The 18,290-nt window shown below is 51.2% G+C and carries 20 protein-coding genes; 8 read left to right on the top strand and 12 right to left on the bottom strand.

Annotation, left to right across the window (positions count from 1 at the left end; translation table 11 throughout):
- Positions 1-179 precede the first annotated feature (179 nt).
- Genes Q4579_RS02590 through Q4579_RS02575 form a run of 4 tightly spaced genes read left to right on the top strand, consistent with a single transcriptional unit; the run spans position 180 to position 2,398 of the window.
- On the top strand, positions 180-926 hold the full coding sequence (locus Q4579_RS02590) for a 2OG-Fe dioxygenase family protein (RefSeq protein WP_303561389.1): 747 nt from the start codon (positions 180-182) through the stop codon (positions 924-926).
- Positions 910-1,392 (top strand): GNAT family N-acetyltransferase, encoded by a 483-nt coding sequence (locus Q4579_RS02585; protein ID WP_303561387.1) that lies wholly within the window; start codon positions 910-912, stop codon positions 1,390-1,392. Before Q4579_RS02590 ends, Q4579_RS02585 begins: the two co-directional genes overlap by 17 nt.
- An 8-nt stretch (positions 1,393-1,400) precedes the next feature.
- Entirely contained in the window at positions 1,401-2,096 is a 696-nt protein-coding gene (locus tag Q4579_RS02580; protein ID WP_211645836.1) for an AzlC family ABC transporter permease, read from the top strand.
- On the top strand, positions 2,078-2,398 hold the full coding sequence (locus tag Q4579_RS02575) for an AzlD domain-containing protein (protein ID WP_211645835.1): 321 nt from the start codon (positions 2,078-2,080) through the stop codon (positions 2,396-2,398). Before Q4579_RS02580 ends, Q4579_RS02575 begins: the two co-directional genes overlap by 19 nt.
- Here the strand turns inward: Q4579_RS02575 and Q4579_RS02570 are convergent.
- Together Q4579_RS02570 and Q4579_RS02565 are read right to left on the bottom strand one after the other, a co-directional pair.
- Positions 2,345-3,241 carry a LysR family transcriptional regulator gene (locus tag Q4579_RS02570; protein WP_303561384.1) on the bottom strand — a complete coding sequence of 299 codons (897 nt, stop codon included), beginning with the start codon at positions 3,239-3,241 and terminating at the stop codon, positions 2,345-2,347. The two genes, Q4579_RS02575 and Q4579_RS02570, sit on opposite strands and share 54 nt — an antisense overlap.
- A 172-nt stretch (positions 3,242-3,413) precedes the next feature.
- Entirely contained in the window at positions 3,414-4,346 is a 933-nt protein-coding gene (locus tag Q4579_RS02565; protein ID WP_303561382.1) for a Fe(3+) dicitrate ABC transporter substrate-binding protein, read from the bottom strand.
- Between the two features lie 292 nt (positions 4,347-4,638).
- Here Q4579_RS02565 and Q4579_RS02560 point away from each other — a divergent pair, with 292 nt between their 5' ends.
- The 4 genes from Q4579_RS02560 (at position 4,639) to rarD (ending at position 8,652) form a co-directional block, all read left to right on the top strand.
- The gene (locus Q4579_RS02560; RefSeq protein WP_303561380.1) at positions 4,639-5,595 is read left to right on the top strand and encodes an HlyD family secretion protein; all 957 of its coding nucleotides are present in this window, start codon (positions 4,639-4,641) and stop codon (positions 5,593-5,595) included.
- A complete protein-coding gene (locus Q4579_RS02555) occupies positions 5,588-6,514 on the top strand; it encodes an ABC transporter ATP-binding protein (RefSeq protein WP_303561378.1) in 927 nt (308 codons plus the stop codon). The genes Q4579_RS02560 and Q4579_RS02555 overlap by 8 nt, the downstream gene beginning before the upstream one ends.
- A complete protein-coding gene (locus Q4579_RS02550) occupies positions 6,511-7,629 on the top strand; it encodes an ABC transporter permease (RefSeq protein WP_303561376.1) in 1,119 nt (372 codons plus the stop codon). The genes Q4579_RS02555 and Q4579_RS02550 overlap by 4 nt, the downstream gene beginning before the upstream one ends.
- 117 nt (positions 7,630-7,746) lie before the next feature.
- Complete coding sequence (gene rarD, locus Q4579_RS02545) at positions 7,747-8,652, top strand: EamA family transporter RarD (RefSeq protein WP_303561374.1); 906 nt, start codon at positions 7,747-7,749, stop codon at positions 8,650-8,652.
- 46 nt (positions 8,653-8,698) lie between these two features.
- Here rarD and Q4579_RS02540 read toward each other — a convergent pair whose 3' ends face one another.
- The 10 genes from Q4579_RS02540 to Q4579_RS02495 all read right to left on the bottom strand — a co-directional run bounded on the left by Q4579_RS02540 (position 8,699) and on the right by Q4579_RS02495 (position 18,288).
- Entirely contained in the window at positions 8,699-9,829 is a 1,131-nt protein-coding gene (locus Q4579_RS02540) for an HlyD family secretion protein (RefSeq protein WP_303561373.1), read from the bottom strand.
- Positions 9,829-10,224, bottom strand: a complete 396-nt coding sequence (locus Q4579_RS02535; protein WP_303561371.1) for a DUF3302 domain-containing protein — start codon at positions 10,222-10,224, stop codon at positions 9,829-9,831. Before Q4579_RS02535 ends, Q4579_RS02540 begins: the two co-directional genes overlap by 1 nt.
- Positions 10,225-10,389: 165 nt before the next feature.
- On the bottom strand, positions 10,390-11,400 hold the full coding sequence (gene proX, locus Q4579_RS02530; RefSeq protein ID WP_303561369.1) for a glycine betaine/L-proline ABC transporter substrate-binding protein ProX: 1,011 nt from the start codon (positions 11,398-11,400) through the stop codon (positions 10,390-10,392).
- A 10-nt stretch (positions 11,401-11,410) separates the two neighbouring features.
- Positions 11,411-12,553: a glycine betaine/L-proline ABC transporter permease ProW gene (proW, locus tag Q4579_RS02525; RefSeq protein WP_303561368.1), complete on the bottom strand. Its 1,143-nt coding sequence runs from the start codon at positions 12,551-12,553 to the stop codon at positions 11,411-11,413.
- Position 12,554: 1 nt separating this feature from the next.
- Positions 12,555-13,745 carry a glycine betaine/L-proline ABC transporter ATP-binding protein ProV gene (proV, locus tag Q4579_RS02520; protein WP_303561367.1) on the bottom strand — a complete coding sequence of 397 codons (1,191 nt, stop codon included), beginning with the start codon at positions 13,743-13,745 and terminating at the stop codon, positions 12,555-12,557.
- A gap of 225 nt (positions 13,746-13,970) precedes the next feature.
- On the bottom strand, positions 13,971-15,419 hold the full coding sequence (locus Q4579_RS02515; protein ID WP_303561365.1) for an ATP-binding protein: 1,449 nt from the start codon (positions 15,417-15,419) through the stop codon (positions 13,971-13,973).
- Positions 15,406-16,065, bottom strand: a complete 660-nt coding sequence (locus tag Q4579_RS02510) for a response regulator (RefSeq protein WP_303561363.1) — start codon at positions 16,063-16,065, stop codon at positions 15,406-15,408. The genes Q4579_RS02515 and Q4579_RS02510 overlap by 14 nt, the downstream gene beginning before the upstream one ends.
- Positions 16,066-16,068: 3 nt before the next feature.
- A complete protein-coding gene (locus tag Q4579_RS02505) occupies positions 16,069-16,689 on the bottom strand; it encodes a hypothetical protein (RefSeq protein WP_303561702.1) in 621 nt (206 codons plus the stop codon).
- 48 nt (positions 16,690-16,737) lie between these two features.
- Positions 16,738-17,547 carry an SDR family oxidoreductase gene (locus Q4579_RS02500; RefSeq protein WP_303561361.1) on the bottom strand — a complete coding sequence of 270 codons (810 nt, stop codon included), beginning with the start codon at positions 17,545-17,547 and terminating at the stop codon, positions 16,738-16,740.
- 36 nt (positions 17,548-17,583) lie between these two features.
- Positions 17,584-18,288: a TenA family transcriptional regulator gene (locus Q4579_RS02495; protein ID WP_303561700.1), complete on the bottom strand. Its 705-nt coding sequence runs from the start codon at positions 18,286-18,288 to the stop codon at positions 17,584-17,586.
- Between the last annotated feature and the right edge of the window lie 2 nt (positions 18,289-18,290).

The raw sequence follows: 18,290 nt of genomic DNA, 5'->3' as shown, positions 1-18,290 counted from the left end.
GGAGTCCTTTTGGGGGAATACATTCGTGTGTTTATTGAGCTTTTTGGTTTGTTGTTGAGCGGGTTGAAATCTGCTTTAAAAAAAACTTAAACCATCTTAAAAAAATGCGTTACCTGATTAATGAAAGTATCAGTAACCTTTGCTGACTAACAGAACATATAACAACGTTTGAGGCTAGAATGATTCGTTTAAACAAGGATGTCACTGCAGAACTGAGGGATCAAAAGTTCTCGTTTGTGAAAGGAAGTGATTTTGTTTTGTCAGGCAATTTTGATGACTTTTTTTCGCTGACAAAGTCATGGGAGAGAATGGGGGGCGACATCTACTTCGGCAACGAAGGGAAGGCCAGCCGTTATCGTCGCTACAGTGATTTTAACTATAATCCTGCGACCAATGAGCTGAGCCCGTTAGAACATCGTCCCTACTTTCAGTCGGAAGAAATGAACGCTTATGTCGGTGGTAAAGAGCGTCATTTCGAAGATTTTGGTGAAGAAGTCCTTCACTCACCCGTGCTGCGCTCTCTGATTCAGCAAGACTTTGAAGTTTATGCGAAAACCCTGCCGGAAGAGTTTCGTGACCGAGTCTGGCAATGTCAGATTCACCAGATCCGAATCGAAATCGAAGCTGGCAAAGAAACCGAAATCACCCCGGAAGGTATTCACAGTGACGGCTATCCGTACAGCGCCGTCCACTTTTGGGGCAGAGAGAATGTCGAAGGTGCTTACAGCAAACTCTATGATGCCGATAAAAATGAGCTGATCACCGTGCAATACACCGATATTCTGGATACCACCTTCTTTTTCGACCGGGAAATGTTTCACTACGTGACTCCCGCCAGAACGGTCGATCCGGAAACCGGAGGCTACCGACAAATTATCGCGATCTCATTTTCTTTACCGGGATCTGAATATGACACGGTTCGATAGAGTCCAGCTGAACGACAGTCCGGAAATTCTGAACTATGTCAGCGTGGATAACATCAGAATGAGAGCAGCGACTGAGTCGGATGCGGCGGGTATTATTGAGTTTTTTCATCAGTTTCCCGAAGTATCTTTTTGTCCCTGGCAGGACTTGGCGACAACGCAAAACATTTTGAAAAGTCATACGTCGGTTGTGTTTCTGGCAGAAGCAGAAGATGACATTGTGGGCGTGGTGATGGGCGGTTTGATGGGAAGCCGCGCCACGATTAATCATCTGGCCATCGATCCAATGTTTCAGAAGTTCGGTATTGCCAGTCAATTGGTTTCGCATGTGAAATCGGTTCTGCGACAAAAAGGCATTCATCGCATGTTCCTGTTTGTTCATAAAAACAATGATGCGGGATTGCAATTCTGGACCAAGCAGGGATTGAACCAGACAAGCGATGAAGTCACGCTTGAAATGGATATATAGGAGCGTTTATGAATCCAGAATTAACGCTTACAAGAAAGGAACGAAGTGCATTTCGGGATGCCAGCCCAATCGTGGCTGGCTATTTTACGGTTTCTTTTGTGTTCGGGTTAATGTGCATTAATAGCGGGCTTCCCTTGTGGGTGCCCGCAGTGATGTCTTTGGTTGTGTACGCGGGTGCGGCGCAATTTGCATTTCTAGCCCTGGTCACCGGCGGAGCGAGTGTACTGACCATTGTTTCGACGACTTTTCTGATTAATTTGAGACACATGCTGATGTCTCTGTATTTATCAGAGAAGTTCGAAAAGCGCCGGTTCAGTCCATCCTTTAAATGGCTCTATGGCTATGGGTTGACGGACGAGTCTTTTGCTTATCACAGCACCTCCATCGATAAACCCGAGACAACACCTGAATACTTTGTGATGTTCAATACATCCTGCCATTTATTCTGGGTACTTGGCGCACTCCTGGGATCGCTGACCGCGTATTATTTTGAATCATTCATCACGATTGATTTGAGTTATGCATTAACGGCCATGATGATCTTTGTATTGTCGTCACTGGCAAATCGCCTGGACAAGGTGATTGTGATGCTTGCCTCTGTTGCCGTCATGATATTGCTCATGATGTTGATGGATTCGAAACTGAGTATTTTCATCGCGACATTTGCAGGTTGTGGAGTTGGGTTATGCCTGAAGAAAAGATAATTCTGCTGACGATCATTCTGATGGCTGCCGTGACCTATTTACCTCGGGTCCTGCCGTTGCATGTGCCTTCCAAAATCTGGCCGAAATGGTTGAAAGACTGTATCGAGTTTTTACCGGTATCCCTGATCAGCGTGATTACTATCCCGAATATGGTCGTTGTCGACGGCAGTTTGAGCTTTTCGAATCCGTCTTTTCTGGCGTTTATTCCAACCGCCATCATTGCTTATACCACCAGAAATCTGATCGTCTCAGTAGTGTCGGGCGTAGTGTGTTACATGCTTATCGAACATTTCTTGATTTAGTGATGTATTCAGTTGCTCGATGATCGACTGGCTGACCTTGTTTTTATTAATCAGTAAATACGAGGGCAGCCTTTCTTCAAATTCGTCCAGAATAAATAATCGGTGCTTGATGGCATTACTTTTCGAGACAATGCCAATGGCATTGGTAGTTTCAATCAATTGAATCGTAAAGTGCTCACTGCCGGATAAAACGTTGTTCCGGACAAAGAGTGTGCCATCCGTCTCTTTGGAATCGATACTTCTGTAAAGCCGGTAGAAAGGGCAATCGGCCGAAGGCTTGATAATTTTATCGCGAATGCTGTCAATATCCGTGATTTTACTCTCATGACTGCAGGCCAGCACTGCGGAAACTTCACCCAGATGAATCGGATGACAGTCAAGCCGCAGCGGTTTGGGTTCACCGATGATGACCGCCGCGTCCACGGTTCCTTCTTCCAGTTTTTTCAGGTTGTCACTGGTTTCGGAATAGCTCAGTTCAATATCACTGATCTTGTCGTAGGAATGGACGGCATTAAAAATGTTCTCAGAGATCGCATTGGGTAATGAGCTGTTGAGGGCGAGCGTAATGGACGCTGCACCTTCATTGTGAATTTTATAGATCTCTTTCTCAAGTCGTTCTGTGGCTTCAATAAACTCGTTGATCAGCGGGATAATTTGTTCCCCTTTTGGCGTCAGGGACAGACCACGCCGGTTTCGGTCAAACAGTTTGAAGCCAAAATGTTCCTCCAGTGCTTTGATTTGTGTTGAGATCGCGGGAATGGACAGAAAGGTCGCTTCTGCCGCGGCACTGAAAGAGAGCGTTTTTGAGACAACCAGGAAGTTTTTCAATTGCTTGAGTTTCACAGTGACACCAATGGATAAGCACTTTGATGAATTAAGCTATCACATGTGAAACCAGATTCTGAACGTTTTTTCGGAATCGTGATGTTTGTCAATATCTCTGGATGCGGACTGTATTGTTGGCTTCAGGCCATCTTGCCGGGTTGAGTTCCTGCGTTGCACGCTCGGTCAATCATTACTGGACGCTGGTGGTCATCAGTGCGGGGGCGGACAGTGTATTGAGTAAGGTATCCGCCATCGACTCCGAGGCCAGCATGCCGCGGCAATGGGCCCAGTAATTTCCGTCAACGGTGTAGATGCGGGCTTGTTTGACGGCATTCAGATTTGCCCAAATTGGATCCTGCTGCCATTGTTGCAGGACATTGGTTTCACCCATATCGCCAGACAGCAGAATGTCCGGGTTAATGCGGGTCATTTCATTCAGGCTGAGCTGTTGCAGCGCACGATGATCTGCACCAACGCTTTCGGGGACTTGCAGACCGACCGCTTTCAATACCCCGCCCGGATAAGCAGAATCCGAATAAGCATAGATCCCACTCTCCAGTGCAATCGCAAATAAGATCCGCTGCGAGTTGAATGGTGTCAGTTGTAAAGCCATTTGCTGCATGAACTCGGTGTGTTGCTGTAACCGGGCGGTCATGCGCGCCTCTTCACCAACTAAAGTCCCAATCTGTGCGGCCACGGCGAGGTTTTCTTCATAGGTTTCCCCCCGGGAAGGCAGCATGACGGTGGGCGCTATCTGGCTCAGGGTGGCGTAACTGGCCTGATGACGATTGACATCGCCAATGATCAGATCGGGTTTCAGGGCAGCGATTTGTTCTAAATCTGGTGCGGTGCGTGTCCCTACGGATACCCAATGCTGAAGTTGACGCCGGACAGACGGATGGAGATTCTGCGGATCATGATCATCGGCGATGCCCACAGGGGTCATATCAATGGCAGCCAGTGCGTCAGTAAATGCATACGCCAGCGTGACGATTCGCTGAGGTGGCGCAGCCAGTTCGATGGTGTTCCCCAAACTGTCTGTAAAGCTGGCAGAAATGGCTGTCTTACTGGATAAAAGGAAAATGGTAAAAGCGATCCAGCGCAGATATTCCAACAGTGGCATGATACTCCCTTGATATGCAGAGAAATGTTTTACTCGATGCGGGTATTGAGGTGTTTTTCATTGCGGCCTCATTCTAAAGGCTTTCAAAGCCAGTACAAGGGGGAAGGCCCGAAAGAGTTGAATTTACTGTAAAAGTTCTGGATCGGGATCGATTCCCAGATGGCATATGCCTGCATCGTTGCCAAAAACGACGGCATTGGGCAAAAAAATACACAATACTTGTGCTAACGCATTGAAGTTCAGTGATTGTCTATTAGGATTTGATGCGTATCTGCTATGGAGTGGCTCATCAATGAATGCTTTCTCATACACAATCCTGGTTGCTTTGGCGCTGCTGCTTGCCGGTTGCGATGCTTCTGTGTCATCCGAGGCTCTGGGTACTCTGGAGCGGGATAGGATTACCCTGAGCGCAACTGCAAACGAAATTATCCGCTCACTTCCGGTTGCTGAAGGCACCCCGGTGAAGGCGGGAGACATTCTGGTGGCACTGGACTCGACACGCCAGGCCGCAACGCTTGCACAGGCAAAAGCAAAGCAGGCACAGGCAAAAGCTTATTTGTTACGGCTGACAAATGGCGAGCGGGTGGAGGATATTGCTGCCGCCAAAGCTCAGCTGGATCAGGCCCGTGCGCGTTTCATGTATGCCGAGAAAACTTATGTGCGGCGTCAGGCTCTGGTGCGCGAGAAGCTGATTAGTGTTGCCGAGCGGGACAATGCGAGAGCCGAACGGGATGCGGCGCGGGCAGCGGTGACCGCCGCGCAGGAGAATCTGACGAAACTGACACGCGGTGAGCGGCCGGAAGATATTCAGCAGGCGCAGGCGCAACTGGAAGCGGCTGCCGCCAGTGTTGCATTACAGCAGCGAATTTTGAGTGATTTAACCGTTGTGGCGACCCGCGACGGTATTCTGGACAGTCTGCCCTATAATCTGGGGGAACGGGTACCGGTCAATGCTGTTGTTGCGGTGATTCAGGCCGACACCCGTCCTTATGCCAGAGTCTATGTGCCCGAGCCTTACCGGGTTTTGCTACAACCCGGTCAGACCGCCGTCGTTCATATTGACGGGCACGACCAAACTTATGAAAGTACGCTGCGCTGGATTGCGACAGAACCTGCGTTCACACCTTATTATGCTTTGAATGAAGATGACCGGGCCCGATTGGTCTATCTGGCTGAATTTGATCTCCCTGCAGAAGCCAGCGACTTACCGTCCGGTGTTCCGGTTCAGGTGGAGATGCCACTTGAGTAATTTTGCCATCCAAGCGACGGGGCTGACCAAACGGTTTGGTGATTTTACTGCGGTCAATCAGCTCAATCTGCATGTCCCGAAAGGCACGATTTACGGATTTCTGGGACCCAATGGTTGCGGTAAATCAACCACACTCAGGATGCTGACCGGTCTGCTGAGTCCCAGCGATGGCAAGATTGATGTGCTGGGATTACCCATCCCGGAACAGGCTGAGGCACTTCGGTTGAAAATCGGGTACATGACGCAGAAATTTTCGCTTTATGAAGATTTATCGGTACAGGAAAATCTGCAATTCATTGGACAGATTTATGGTTTGTCGTCGCGAAAAATGAAGCCCAGAATCGCAGAGCTGGCAGACACTTACCATCTTGATGCCTTGATGAAGCGCAGGGTCGGCAGTATGAGTGGCGGGCAAAAACAACGTTTGGCACTGGCCGCGGCTGTCATGCATCAGCCTGATTTACTGTTCCTGGATGAGCCAACTTCTGCAGTGGACCCGCAGTCCAGACGGGACTTTTGGGAGCAGCTGTTTGACCTGTCGGATCAGGGAACGACGATTCTGGTCACCACGCATTACATGGATGAAGCTGAGCGCTGCCATGGGCTGGCGATTATGGAAGCCGGAGAAATCAAAGCGGATGGCCCACCCAGTGAGCTGATGGCTGGCATGGGCGTCAATGTGGTCGAGATTGAGGCGTCAGGCCTGAGACAGATGAAAGAGCGGGTACTGGCTTTGCCGGGCGTGGTTTCTGCAGCACAGCTGGGTATACGGCTTCGGGTGCTGGTGCGAACGGATGAGGTTGATCCGATTGCCTGGTTGAGTGCACAACTGCCAGAGCTGTCTGACGCCGAACTGTCCCTTGTGCGGCCGAGCCTGGAAGATGTGTTCGTGACCAATACGGGAACGTGCAGACCATGAAGTTACTTGCAAGCAGTATCCGGATGAAAGCCATTCTGGTGAAGGAGTTTCGTCAGTTGTCCCGGGATCGCATTACGTTCGGGATGGTGGTGATGATTCCCTTGATTCAACTGCTGTTGTTTGGATTTGCGATTAATACTGATGTCCGCAATATCCCGGTGGCTGTGGTGGATCAGAGCCAGTCTCAGTATGGCCGGATCATCATTGAAGCGGTGAAAGCCACACAAGTGGTGACCGTGGTGGAGAGCTTCGCCACCCCACAGGACGGAGAAGCGGCGATCACCGCCGGGACTGTGCGCGGTGTACTGGTGTTGCCCCGGGACTTGGATCAGCGGCTGGCACAGCAGCGAGAAGCGGGTCAGTGGCTGGTGGATGGCTCAGACACCATGGTCAGTTCGGCGTTGCTGCAATTACAGAACATGCCGGTGCAACATCTGGTGAAAGACTATAAAGCCAATCAGTCCAGTGTAATGACCCCCAGCTTCGAGGTGGCGCTCTACTTTAACCCCGAACGACGCACGGCGGTGAATATTGTGCCGGGCCTGCTGGGCGTCATTCTGACCATGACGATGATCCTGTTTACATCGGCAGCCATCGTCCGGGAACGAGAACGGGGTAATCTTGAATTGCTGATTACGACGCCGGTCCGGTCACTGGAGCTCATGCTGGCTAAAATTGCACCTTATATTGTGATCGGCCTGATTCAGGTGGTGATTATCCTCGGGCTGGGCCATTTCATTTTTGCCGTGCCAATCAATGGCCCTGTGTCGCAGATCCTTTGGGGAACACTGCTGTTTATTGCTGCCAGCCTGACTTTGGGACTGGTGATTTCGACCATCGCGCAGACGCAGTTACAGGCAATGCAAATGACGGTCTTTATCTTGCTGCCTTCTATTTTGCTGTCCGGATTTATGTTTCCTTATGAAGGCATGCCTGTTGCCGCCCAATGGATTGCCGAAGTGCTGCCCGCGACACATTTCATGCGCATCATCCGTGGCATTGTGCTTCGGGGGGCGAATCTGAGCGAGCTCTGGCAAGATGCCTTATGGTTGTTTGGATTTACCCTGCTGGGTTTGCTGGTGGCGTCCTGGCGGTTTAAAAAGTCGCTCGACTAAAATCCTGCGTCTGCAACCTGTATCGGAAGCCGGATGTTCTGCAGTCATCCGGGACTGATGTGCGCTATGATGGCCGCTGTTTTCCATTCTGGATCCGCAGCAGTTCAGGAGTTCGATGTGGGTAAAGGTGTTTTTCTTTCTGTTTTATCCTCCTGCCTTTTTGGCAGTATGTACTACTACGCCACCTGGATGACCCCTCTCGATGGCGAAGCGATTTTCAGCTGGCGGCTCTTATTCACACTGCCGTTTCTGAGTGTTTTTTTACTGATGCGTAAAGAGTGGCGTCAGGTTCGTGAAGTGATGAGCAGGATGCGTCAGCGTCCGTTGCTCTGGATTGGCGTGCCTTTATCGGCGCTGCTGCTGGGTATTCAGTTCTGGTTGTTTTTGTGGGCGCCGATCAATGGCAGGGCGTTACCTGTGTCTTTAGGCTATTTCATGATGCCGCTGGTGATGGTGGTGATGGGGCGATTGATCTATCAGGACAGGCTGAGCGGGTTGCAGAAAATCGCCGTTGGGTTTGCTGTGATCGGTGTTGCCAACAAGCTCTGGCTGTCGGGTGGGCTTTACTGGGAGACGCTGGTGGTGGCCATTGGTTACCCGGCTTATTTCATGTTGCGCCGCCAGTTAAAGACGGACAGTCTGGGCGGCTTGTGGTTTGATATGGCCCTGATGATTCCACCGGCATTCTGGTGGCTGTTCATCGAGCATGAAAGTCTGAGCATTTTCTCTGCGCATCCGCACCTCATGGGTCTGATTCTGGGGCTGGGAATTTTAAGCGCTTTTGCTGTCGGCAGTTATATCGTCGCGAGTCGGTTACTGAGCTTCAGTCTGTTTGGTCTGCTGAGCTATGTGGAGCCGGTCTTGCTGGTGATTGTGTCTTTACTGCTTGGGGAAACCATCGCAGACGGAGAATGGCCGACGTATCTCTGTATTTGGGTCGCTGTGGCTTTCCTGATGATGGATTGCGTTCGCCAGATGCTCACCCAGCGCCAGTCTGTTCCGTCTTCGGTCGAAAAAGAATGAAGCCCGCCGTTGCGGGCAGGCTTCATCTTGCGGGATCGGGATGGGATTAGTGATCCAGATACAGATAATTCTGCCAGCTCTTCATGCGGATCAGGATTTTCCGCATCACCGCCAGATGGTGTGCATGATCTGAATAGACGGCGATTTCCATATTGGTCCCTAAAGGCAGTTTGTATTCACTGATGTCGTCGATCATCTTCAGGCGAACCAAAGGGCGACCCTGACGCATGAGCATGTCTGAGCCGTAGAGGACGCCTTGCGCCTGTGCCTGACCTTCACCAATCGCCGGTAATACATCGACGACTTCGGCTCGGAACGCTTTGCCCGGTATCGCCCGGAAGATCACATCGGCTTCAAAACCCGGTTGCAGACGCAGCAGGGAATTCTGGCGGAATGCGCCAAGAATGAACTCGTCTTCCGTGTTGATAAACGTCATGACCGGACGAAGCGGCAAAGGCACGGCCATCATTCCTGGACGGAGCAGCACCTGAGTGACGAAACCGCTGCTAGGCGCCCGAACGACGGTAGAGTCCAGATTGAATCTGGCTTTGACCAATTGCGCCTGAATCTGAGCGATACTGGTGTTTTCGCCATTTATATTGGATTCATAAGCCAGTTTTGCCCGGCGTTCTTCGGCTTGGGCAGCTTCTAGGGCTGCTTCAGCACTGCGATAGAACTGCTCCCGGTTATCGACATCAGCTTTGGTAAACGCACCCCGTTTGTAACCTGTAGCATAGCGTTGATATTGCTGATAGGTCCGATCCCGTTCAGCCTGCGCTTTGACTCGGGTTGACATCGCTGCTTTATAGGACGCTTCCTGCCCCAGCACATTTTGCCTTGTTTCTGCGAGTTGCGCTTCTAACCGATCCACCTCGGCCTGAAACGGCGTGGGATCGATTTTAAAGAGGACGTCGCCTTCCTGTAGCGGCGAGTTAGGTTTCACCGGGACCTCAATCACCTTGCCACGCACATTCGGCATGATCGGTGTGCTGACAAAATACTCGCCCCCAAAGCTGCTGTGGGGATGGTTATAGTTCATAAAGAGGACGAGTGCCCCGACCAGAAATATTCCGCCAAGAACCGCAGTGGGGACCGTCCATTTATTCAGCGGGATCCGAAAGACTTTAAAAATGAAAATACAGATTGCCGCGTATGAGAGTACCAGGAGTGTTTCCATTATTGATTGCCCTCATGGGTCTGATTTTCACCGGGATTGGTGCCTGTATCTGCGTGTGCGTGGGGATGTTTCAGTGTGGAGAGTTCTGTTTGTAATTGCTGAATCTGAGCTTCCATTTTGGTGATTTGCGACTGGAGCAATATCTGCTCTTCATGAACCTGCTGAAATCCCCAACCGCGCTCTTTACGCCAGAGGGTGGCCCAAATCCATAAAAATGGCCAAAGTGCATGTAAAGTGAATAAACTGACCCAACCGGCATAATGGATCGCATCCTGATGGGGATGTTCTCTTTCTTTGGCTATCTCATAAGGAATATCATGGATGGCAATGATGCCGTAAAACAGAACCAGGGCAACAAATATGAGCAATCCCAGTGCAAAATAATCTAAAAACATGCAGTTACCATCATTTTTGAACGAATATCACAAGAATATATCGAAAGCATAAACTTGGCAATTGTAAGGTTTTTGACCGTCAGGTTAAGTACAGGCAAAGCAGGCCAGTGCTGCACTGGCCTGAAAGTCATTTGTCAGAAAAATTGCATAATCATTAATTATGAATCACTTTTTTGCGGCTTGCCTGGCTTGTGAAACCCAACCATTAAAGAGCTGCTGATGCGACTTGATCCATCCATTGACGTGATTCTCAATATCCTTCTGAGAATTCTGTCCCTGGCTCATCCGCATGTTTTGGGCACTGACATCGTTGATATTGATGCTCATCACCTCAAACAGTTTGGCAGCCGCTGGGTTATCTTCGGCAAATTTCTTATTGGCGACGATTCGCATACTGTTCATTTCGAAGCCATAATTTTTGCCGTTCGGCAGGGAAGTATCGACATTGTCACGTTCGCCCGGCAGCGCTGAGAACGGGACTTCCAGCCAGATCACGTCTTTCCCCGGCACCAGCACACCACTGACCCAGTATGGCGTCCAAGTGTAATACAGGATAGGAGAACCGTTGCGATAGCGGGAAATGGTGTCTGCAATAATGGCAGCATAGTTGCCCTGATTATGCGTGACTGTTTCTCGCAGGCCGAAGGCGTCCAGCTGATGTTCAATAACACCTTCGCAACCCCAGCCCGGATTGCAGCCAGTTAAATCGGCTTTGCCGTCGTTGTTGGCATCAAACAGTTTGGCCAGCTTCGGATCTTTCAGCTGGCTGACGTTGGTAATGCCATATTGGTCCGCAGTCTTTTTATCAATCAGGTAACCCTGAGCGGCACCTTTGATGTAGTAGCCTTTGCGGTAGAACTTCTCGTCACCCCCTGATTTGATGAATTTATCTTTATGAAGCGGTGCCCAGTTGACGGCCAGAAAAGTGGCATCGCCGTTCGCGATTGAGGTGTAGCCGACGTTGTAATCCACTTCTTTGGTTGGCAGGACTTCATAGCCGAGCGCTTCGAGTGCCTTGTTGACGATAAGCGTCTGAAAGGTTTCTTCTGCCACGGTGCTTTGTACGGGCTGAACGGTTACACCGGCCCCCGGCAGATCTTCCGCGCTGACAGAAAATGAAACGGCACTGGCAAGCAGCGCTGTGGTGAATGAGAGTGACTTCCAGGATGTTGTCATGTGCTTCTCCTCAGGATTGTGAAGGGTTCGTCAGTTGAGGTGTTTCGTCTTTTTTGAACCGACGGTAGATAAAACCAATAGGGCCATGTTCATACCAGTGACGATAAGCCCGGCCACGTTCAGAGGCGCCCATCGCCTGAGTCAGCCGATCGAGCAGGATCGCAAGAATCACGATCCCCAGTCCCCCGATAGCCGCCAGTCCCATATCCAGACGGCCGATACCACGCAGGACCATCTGACCGAGTCCACCGACTGCAATCATAGACGCGATGACAACCATCGACAGCGCTAGCATCAGAGTCTGGTTGACCCCGGCCATGATGGTGGGCATCGCCAGTGGTAATTGGACTTTATAGAGCATTTGCTTCGGATTGGCGCCAAATGAGTGGGCAGCCTCAATCAGTTCTTCCGGCACCTGACGGATGCCGAGAATGGTCAGCCTGATAATCGGTGGCAGTGCAAAGATAATGGTGACGACAACACCCGGCACGTTCCCGATCCCGAACAGCATGACAATCGGCACCAGATAGACGAAGGCGGGTGTGGTCTGCATGGCATCCAGTATCGGCCGGATAATTTTGGCTGCACTTTCACTGCGCGCCAGCCAGATTCCTGTGGGGAGACCGATCAGTAGACAGAAAAAGACCGAGGTCAGCACCAGTGCCAGCGTGACCATGGCCTGCTCCCAGGCCCCGATCGCCCCGATCAGTAACAGCGAAATGACAGAAGCAATCCCCATTCGTGCCCCGGCAATCTGCCAGGCCAGAATCATGATCAGAACGATCATCAGCAGCGCTGGCGTTGATTGCAGTGTGGCCTGAAACGCCGTCAGAATATAATCAATCGGGACACTGATGGCTTGAAAAGCGGGCCGGAAATTGGCAACCAGCCAGTTGATCCCGTCTTCAACCCAGCGGTCAAAAGGGATCAGGGCATCCTGAAAAGGGTGTATCCAGTCGATGGCCGGATCAGCCGGGGGGGCTGTGGCTTCATTCAGCCAGTCAGAGCCTGAATTGGGTGTCGAGCTGGCCGCGTTTCCCCAGGGATCGGTTGCGGTGCTGTCTGTTGGGGGGGTGGCCGACCATGGGTCTTGCTGGGCCGGCGCTGTCTCGGTGGCTGGCACCGAAGATTCGGTGTGATTTTCCTGACTCATCTCAGGCCTCCCGGTCGAGTGTTTGTAACAGGCGGGCTTTGGTGATCACGCCATGATAGTGTTGCTGTTCATCCACAACGGGCACGCCATAAGGTAAGGAAGCGACCTGACCAATCATGTCGCCCAGCGGGGTGTTTGGCAGAAAGGTGACCGAGTCGTTGAGCAGGGCATGCCCGAGGGTTTGATTGGATTTTGCTGCAACCTGCAGGGTTTCGGTTGAAACAATACCGACATACTGGTTTCGCCGATCGACGACAATACCGTAATCGCGGTCATGGTCATTCAGTAACTGAAGTGCCGCGCGGGGGCCATCGGTTTCCCCTTTTTTGATCACTGTCACCTGGTGCTTTCGGGCGATGTCTTTGGCGGTAAATACATGGGTGACATCCACACCTTTGAAAAAAGAACGCACGTAATCATTGGCGGGGCGATGGAGGATTTCATCAGGCGTGCCCACCTGAACCACTTCGCCGTTTTGCATGATGGCAATGCGATCGCCAATACGCATGGCTTCGTCCAGGTCATGTGAAATGAATACCACGGTGCGCCGATCGTCACTTTGCAGTCGGATCAGTTCGTCTTGCATTTCAGTTCGGATCAGCGGGTCCAGTGCGGAAAAAGCCTCATCCATCAGCAGGATGTCGGGATCGTTGGCCAGCGCGCGGGCCAGTCCGACCCGCTGCTTCATCCCGCCGGATAATTCATCAGGGTAGGAGGCTGCATTGGCATCCAGTCCGACGCGTGCCAGTGCTTTCAGGGCCGTTTTATAACGGGTGTCTTTATCGACACCCGCCAAATCCAGACCAAAGGCGGTATTGTCAATCACCGTCATATGCGGCATCAGTGCAAAGGATTGGAATACCATACTGATGTTGTTTCGCCTGACGGCCCGAAGTTCATCTTCTGAAATGCTGGCAATGTCTTTGCCATCCAGCAGCACCTGTCCCCGGGTGGGTTCAATTAAGCGGTTCAGTAGTCTGACGAGAGTGGATTTGCCCGAGCCGGAAAGTCCCATGACGACGAAGATTTCACCTTCGTTGATAGATAACGTGGCATCTTTGACCCCGACCGTCAGGCCGGTTTTTTCGAAGATGGCATCCTTGTTGAGTCCTTGTTCAAGGAGTGGAAACGCCCGTTCAGGAGCGCTGCCGAACACCTTGTAGAGGTTTTTTACTTCCAGTTTGACAGTCATCGATATGGTCCGTCCTTCAACTATCTCTGCACATCTGTCAGGAAATCTTGACAAATAAAACTTTTGCACTCTAAACAATTATGGCAGGTCTTTCAAAGTGATATGGATTTTATTTGACTGATGCCACAAGTGTATCTGTGCTGAAATGGCCTGAAATTTTGATACTACGTTCAAAAACAACAGGCTTTTAAAGATTGGATGGAATCGAAAAGAGAATCTGGATTGTTAGAGTTCAATTGGTTTTCTGTGCGTTGGAAGTGTGACCCGGAAACAATTCATGGGGGACGATTGGTTGCCCTCCAACTGAATTTCACCGCCGTGGATCTGTGCGATATCCCGGATGATGGACATCCCCAGCCCCGCGCCATCACCGCGCTCCGTGTTGGCCCGGAAAAATTTCTCGAAGATCCGCTCCCGGATTGCGTCCGGAATCGCTGGTCCTGTGTCGCACACCCGGATGCTGACCGAATCATGATTGCTCGCTGTTACCTGTACGGTAATGTCGGCGCCGTCCCCGGCATAACGAATTGCATTGTCGATCAGGTTACTGAACAGACTGGTGAGCAGAATGTCGTTGGCGTCCAGCGGAAATTGTTCAGGGCCATCCAGCGAAAGCGTTTGCTGCTGTTTCAGGGCTAGCGGGGCCAGTGAAGCGATGGACTCGCGCAGACAAGCCATCAGGTCGATCCGGGTATATTGAAAGGACTGGTTCCCTTCAACTTTGGTCAGCATCAGCAATTGTTGAATCAGGCGATCTGTCCGCTCAATGCCTTTGAGAATCTGTGCGAGATCGCTGTGCAGATCCTCAGGATTATCGCTGGCCAGTGCGTTCTCAGCATTTAAGCGCAGCACGGCCAGTGGTGTTTTCAATTCATGCGCTGCGGTATGGGTAAACCGTTTTTCTCTTGCCCAGGCCTTATCCAGCTCATGGAGCAGAAAATTCAGCTGGTTGATCAGCGGGCTGAGTTCAACCGTGGGCTGCGTGACGTGAATGGCATGCAGCTTATGCACGGTGCGTTTTGACAAGGCTTGCTGCAATTCACCGACAGGTTTCATCACATAATACACCAGCAGGATGATCGCGATGGCGAAGCAGGGCACCAGCAAGAGTTGAGGAATCCCGGTTGATAATGCGATTTCGTTGATCAGTTCATTCCGGACATCCTGATGTTCGGCGACAACCAGATAGATATGCTGATTCGCTGGTTCCGGTACGAGAATCAGGAAACTTCGCCAGTGTTGTTCTTTAAAAGTAATGGGGTGGTAACCCAGCTGATTGGCCGTCGTCAGCGGGGTGGCAGGGGCACCCGTGGACCGCAGCAAGACCTCGCCTGAGTCATTAAAGAACTGGAACATGAGTTTTTGTTCATAGGGATGTCCATAGGGTGTTGGTACATCGTCGTTCTGGCCGGCATAGCTGCTGATGCTCAGGTACCAGGCATCGTAAAACCTTTCCAGCTCCTTTGAAGGCATTTGCAGCAACTGTGGTGCACTTAAGGCCAGTAATTTGGCTGACTGGCTCAGTCTGGCATCATAAATTTCATGAATTTCATGCTTGGCTTCAGCAAAGATCAGGCTCCATGAAATAGCGATGAGCAGTGCTGAAGCCGCCACAGTCAGGATGATGAGTCTTTTCTTAATCGAAAGTAAGGGCTTGGTCTCAGTGGTTTTCAATAATATATCCTACGCCGCGAATATTCTTGATGATCGGACTTCCCAGCTTTTTCCGAAGGTTGTGAATATGGACTTCTATGGCATTGTCACTGGCACCTTCATCCCATCCGTGCAGCGCTTGCTGCAGTTTATCTTTACTCAGGACCCGACCTGCTTGTGTGACCAGTGTGCTGAGAATCTTGAATTCGTTTCTGGTGAGCTGCACAGGATTTCCCTGCATATAGACGGTGTTGTCTGATAAAGACAGGGTGAGATTCCCCAATTGAATGTCGGTTTCTGTACTGCCCGATAAACGGCGAATCATCACCCGTAATCTGGCCAGTAACTCTTCCAAGGCAAAGGGCTTCACCAGATAGTCATCGGCACCGCCATCCAGTCCTTTGACCCGATCGTCTATGCCATCTCTGGCGGTCAGGATCATCACCGGAATCGGATGACCGGCCCGGCGGATCTGGCGCAACACTTTCAGGCCATCGATGTCGGGTAATGTGAGGTCGAGGATAACCGCCAGAAAATTTTCTGTTGTTAAAGCGAGCTCAACCCCTTGTCCCCGTTGCAACCAGTCCACGGTGTAGCCACGGCGGCTTAAGGAAGCCACCATGGATTCACCCAGCATCACGTCATCTTCAATCAGTAAGATGCGCATGGTTCACTCCAACTCCCTCAGTTTGCGTTGAATTTCCTGCTTGCGGCCTGCATCGGCCAGCTTTCTGCCCGGGCGTGCTTTGGCCTGACTGGCTTTGTGCAGATAACTGATGGCGGCTTGTTTACGGCCATCCTGTGCCAGAAAGTCTCCATAAAAATAGTTGGGATCGATGCCATTCGGGTTGATCGCTAACGCTTTTTTCAACATTTCTTCGGCTTTGTCATCATCACCGAATCCAATCGGCCAGCCCGGCACCTGATAATACAGGGTGCCTAAACTGGTGTAGGCAGACCCATCGAGCACATTGGGATCAGTATGAATGACCTCTTCTAGCAAGGCTTTGGCTTCTTTGACCAGCGGCAGAGCGCCCAGACCGCCTTTGGCACCTGCCAGACTGCTTTTATTGATGGCCAGCCAGACTTTGAGATCGGCGCGGTTTGGTGCCTGATGCAGTGCTTTTTCATTCAATTGGATGACGTTATTCAGGCAGTGCACTTTGTTGTCCTGATTGAAGGTATCATACTGGCATTTTGCCCATTGTTGCTGAATGTCACTGAGATCATTCGCCTGCGCGGCTGTACTGAACAAAACAGCGGCGACTGCAACAATACAAGCAGAGCGCATGGTTTTCAGTGAAGCGAGCGATAAATTTTTCATAAAAACCTCCGGATATCAAAGCACTTCGGCTTTGTTCAGAAATTGACGTATGGTGGCACTTTGCTTGCGGATGGCGCCTGCAACAGCAGCGGGCAGGATCTGATTGACTCGGACCCATAGTTTTTCAGGCCAACCCAGCCAGCGAACGGGTGTTTCGTTTCGCAAACTGAGCAGCAGTTGATTCGCAACCCATCTGGGGTCGTCAATCTGATTGCCCAGGTGATGGTTCAGTTCCGTGACAATGGCAGAGTTCAGCGTGGTGTCGGTGGCACGTGGTGCCAGATACAGCACCCGGATGCCTGTGCCGTCCAGCTCCCGGTCCAGTGCTTCACTGAAGCGGTGGAGTCCGGCTTTGCTTGCGCAATAGGTGGTGTAACCCGGATAACCGATGGCTGAAAAAGTCGAACCAATGTTGACGATCAGTCCTGGCCGGGCCATCCAGTGCAGTGCCTGCTGACTCAGCAGAATCGGGACGGTCAGATTCAGATGAATCTCATCCCGGATACTGTCGCTCTTTCGCTCGAGCAGGCTTGAAAATCTGTTGCTCCCGGCAATATTAATCAAGCCGTGAATCGCCCGTCCATCGGCCTGCCACTGGCTGCAACTGTGATGGATGGTGTCTAGCCCTTGCTGTGTGTTCAGATCGGCGACCAGTGCCTGATGCGTGGACGGTTCGGATAAGGACAATTGTAAGGCTCTGAGCTTACTGATGTTTCTCCCAACCAGAATTAAGTGCGCCCCGGCATCGGCCAGCACCCGGGCGATTTCTGAGCCAATGCCGCCACAGGCACCGGTTAAGATCAGAGATTTATCTTTGATATCCATCATGAACTCCTTTCGAGATTCAGCGCAAAGAAAGTGTTATCGGGCCAGTGCGGGTGACGATGGTTCCACTGTGGCTGGCAGCGGGAGTGAAGCCAGCATCTGACCGTAGAGCTCATAAACCCTGTTGGCACTGTCAATAATGGCCTGCTGATCGGCCGAATCGTGAATCTGGTTCATCAGTTTTTCAAAGGTCTGAATATGTTCCTGATCCAGCTCACTGTGTGACTGAAGATAGGTCATTGCCTTGTCTGGCAGGTTCAGGACATGCTGCACCTGACGGGCAATTGAACCGCCGATGCTGACACTCGTGCCTTCCAGTACCCACACCATGCCAAAGAATCCCATGGGATTGCGGCGATCGATCTGGTGATACAGATACGACACCATCAGCTCAATCGGAGAACCCACGCGACCGTCGCCGGTATTGTGTGCCACGGCATCCGGGTTGCCCCCGCAGGCTTTGATGTCATTGAGAATCCAGAACTGGTGGCCCATTTCTTCCTGAATATACTCACTGATGGCCTGACGCAGCCACTCATCTTTCTCGGGCAGTTTGCCGCCACAAGCCATGAGCAGAGGTACGGTGTGTTTGACATGGTGGTAAGCCTGCGTCAGAAAAGCGATGTAGGTTGCCAGATCGATTTGCCCCTGCTGGCAGGCAGCAAAGATCGGGGCATCCTTCATTCGGTTTCTTGCGGTTTCAGTCTGCGCGACCAGGGTTTGAAAAAATCCTGAATTCATTG

It is taken from the genome of Photobacterium sp. 1_MG-2023, assembly GCF_030547945.1.
Lineage (GTDB): Bacteria > Pseudomonadota > Gammaproteobacteria > Enterobacterales > Vibrionaceae > Photobacterium.
The sequence above is the reverse complement of the archived record's forward strand: the minus strand, read 5'-3'. Positions and strand labels throughout refer to the sequence as shown.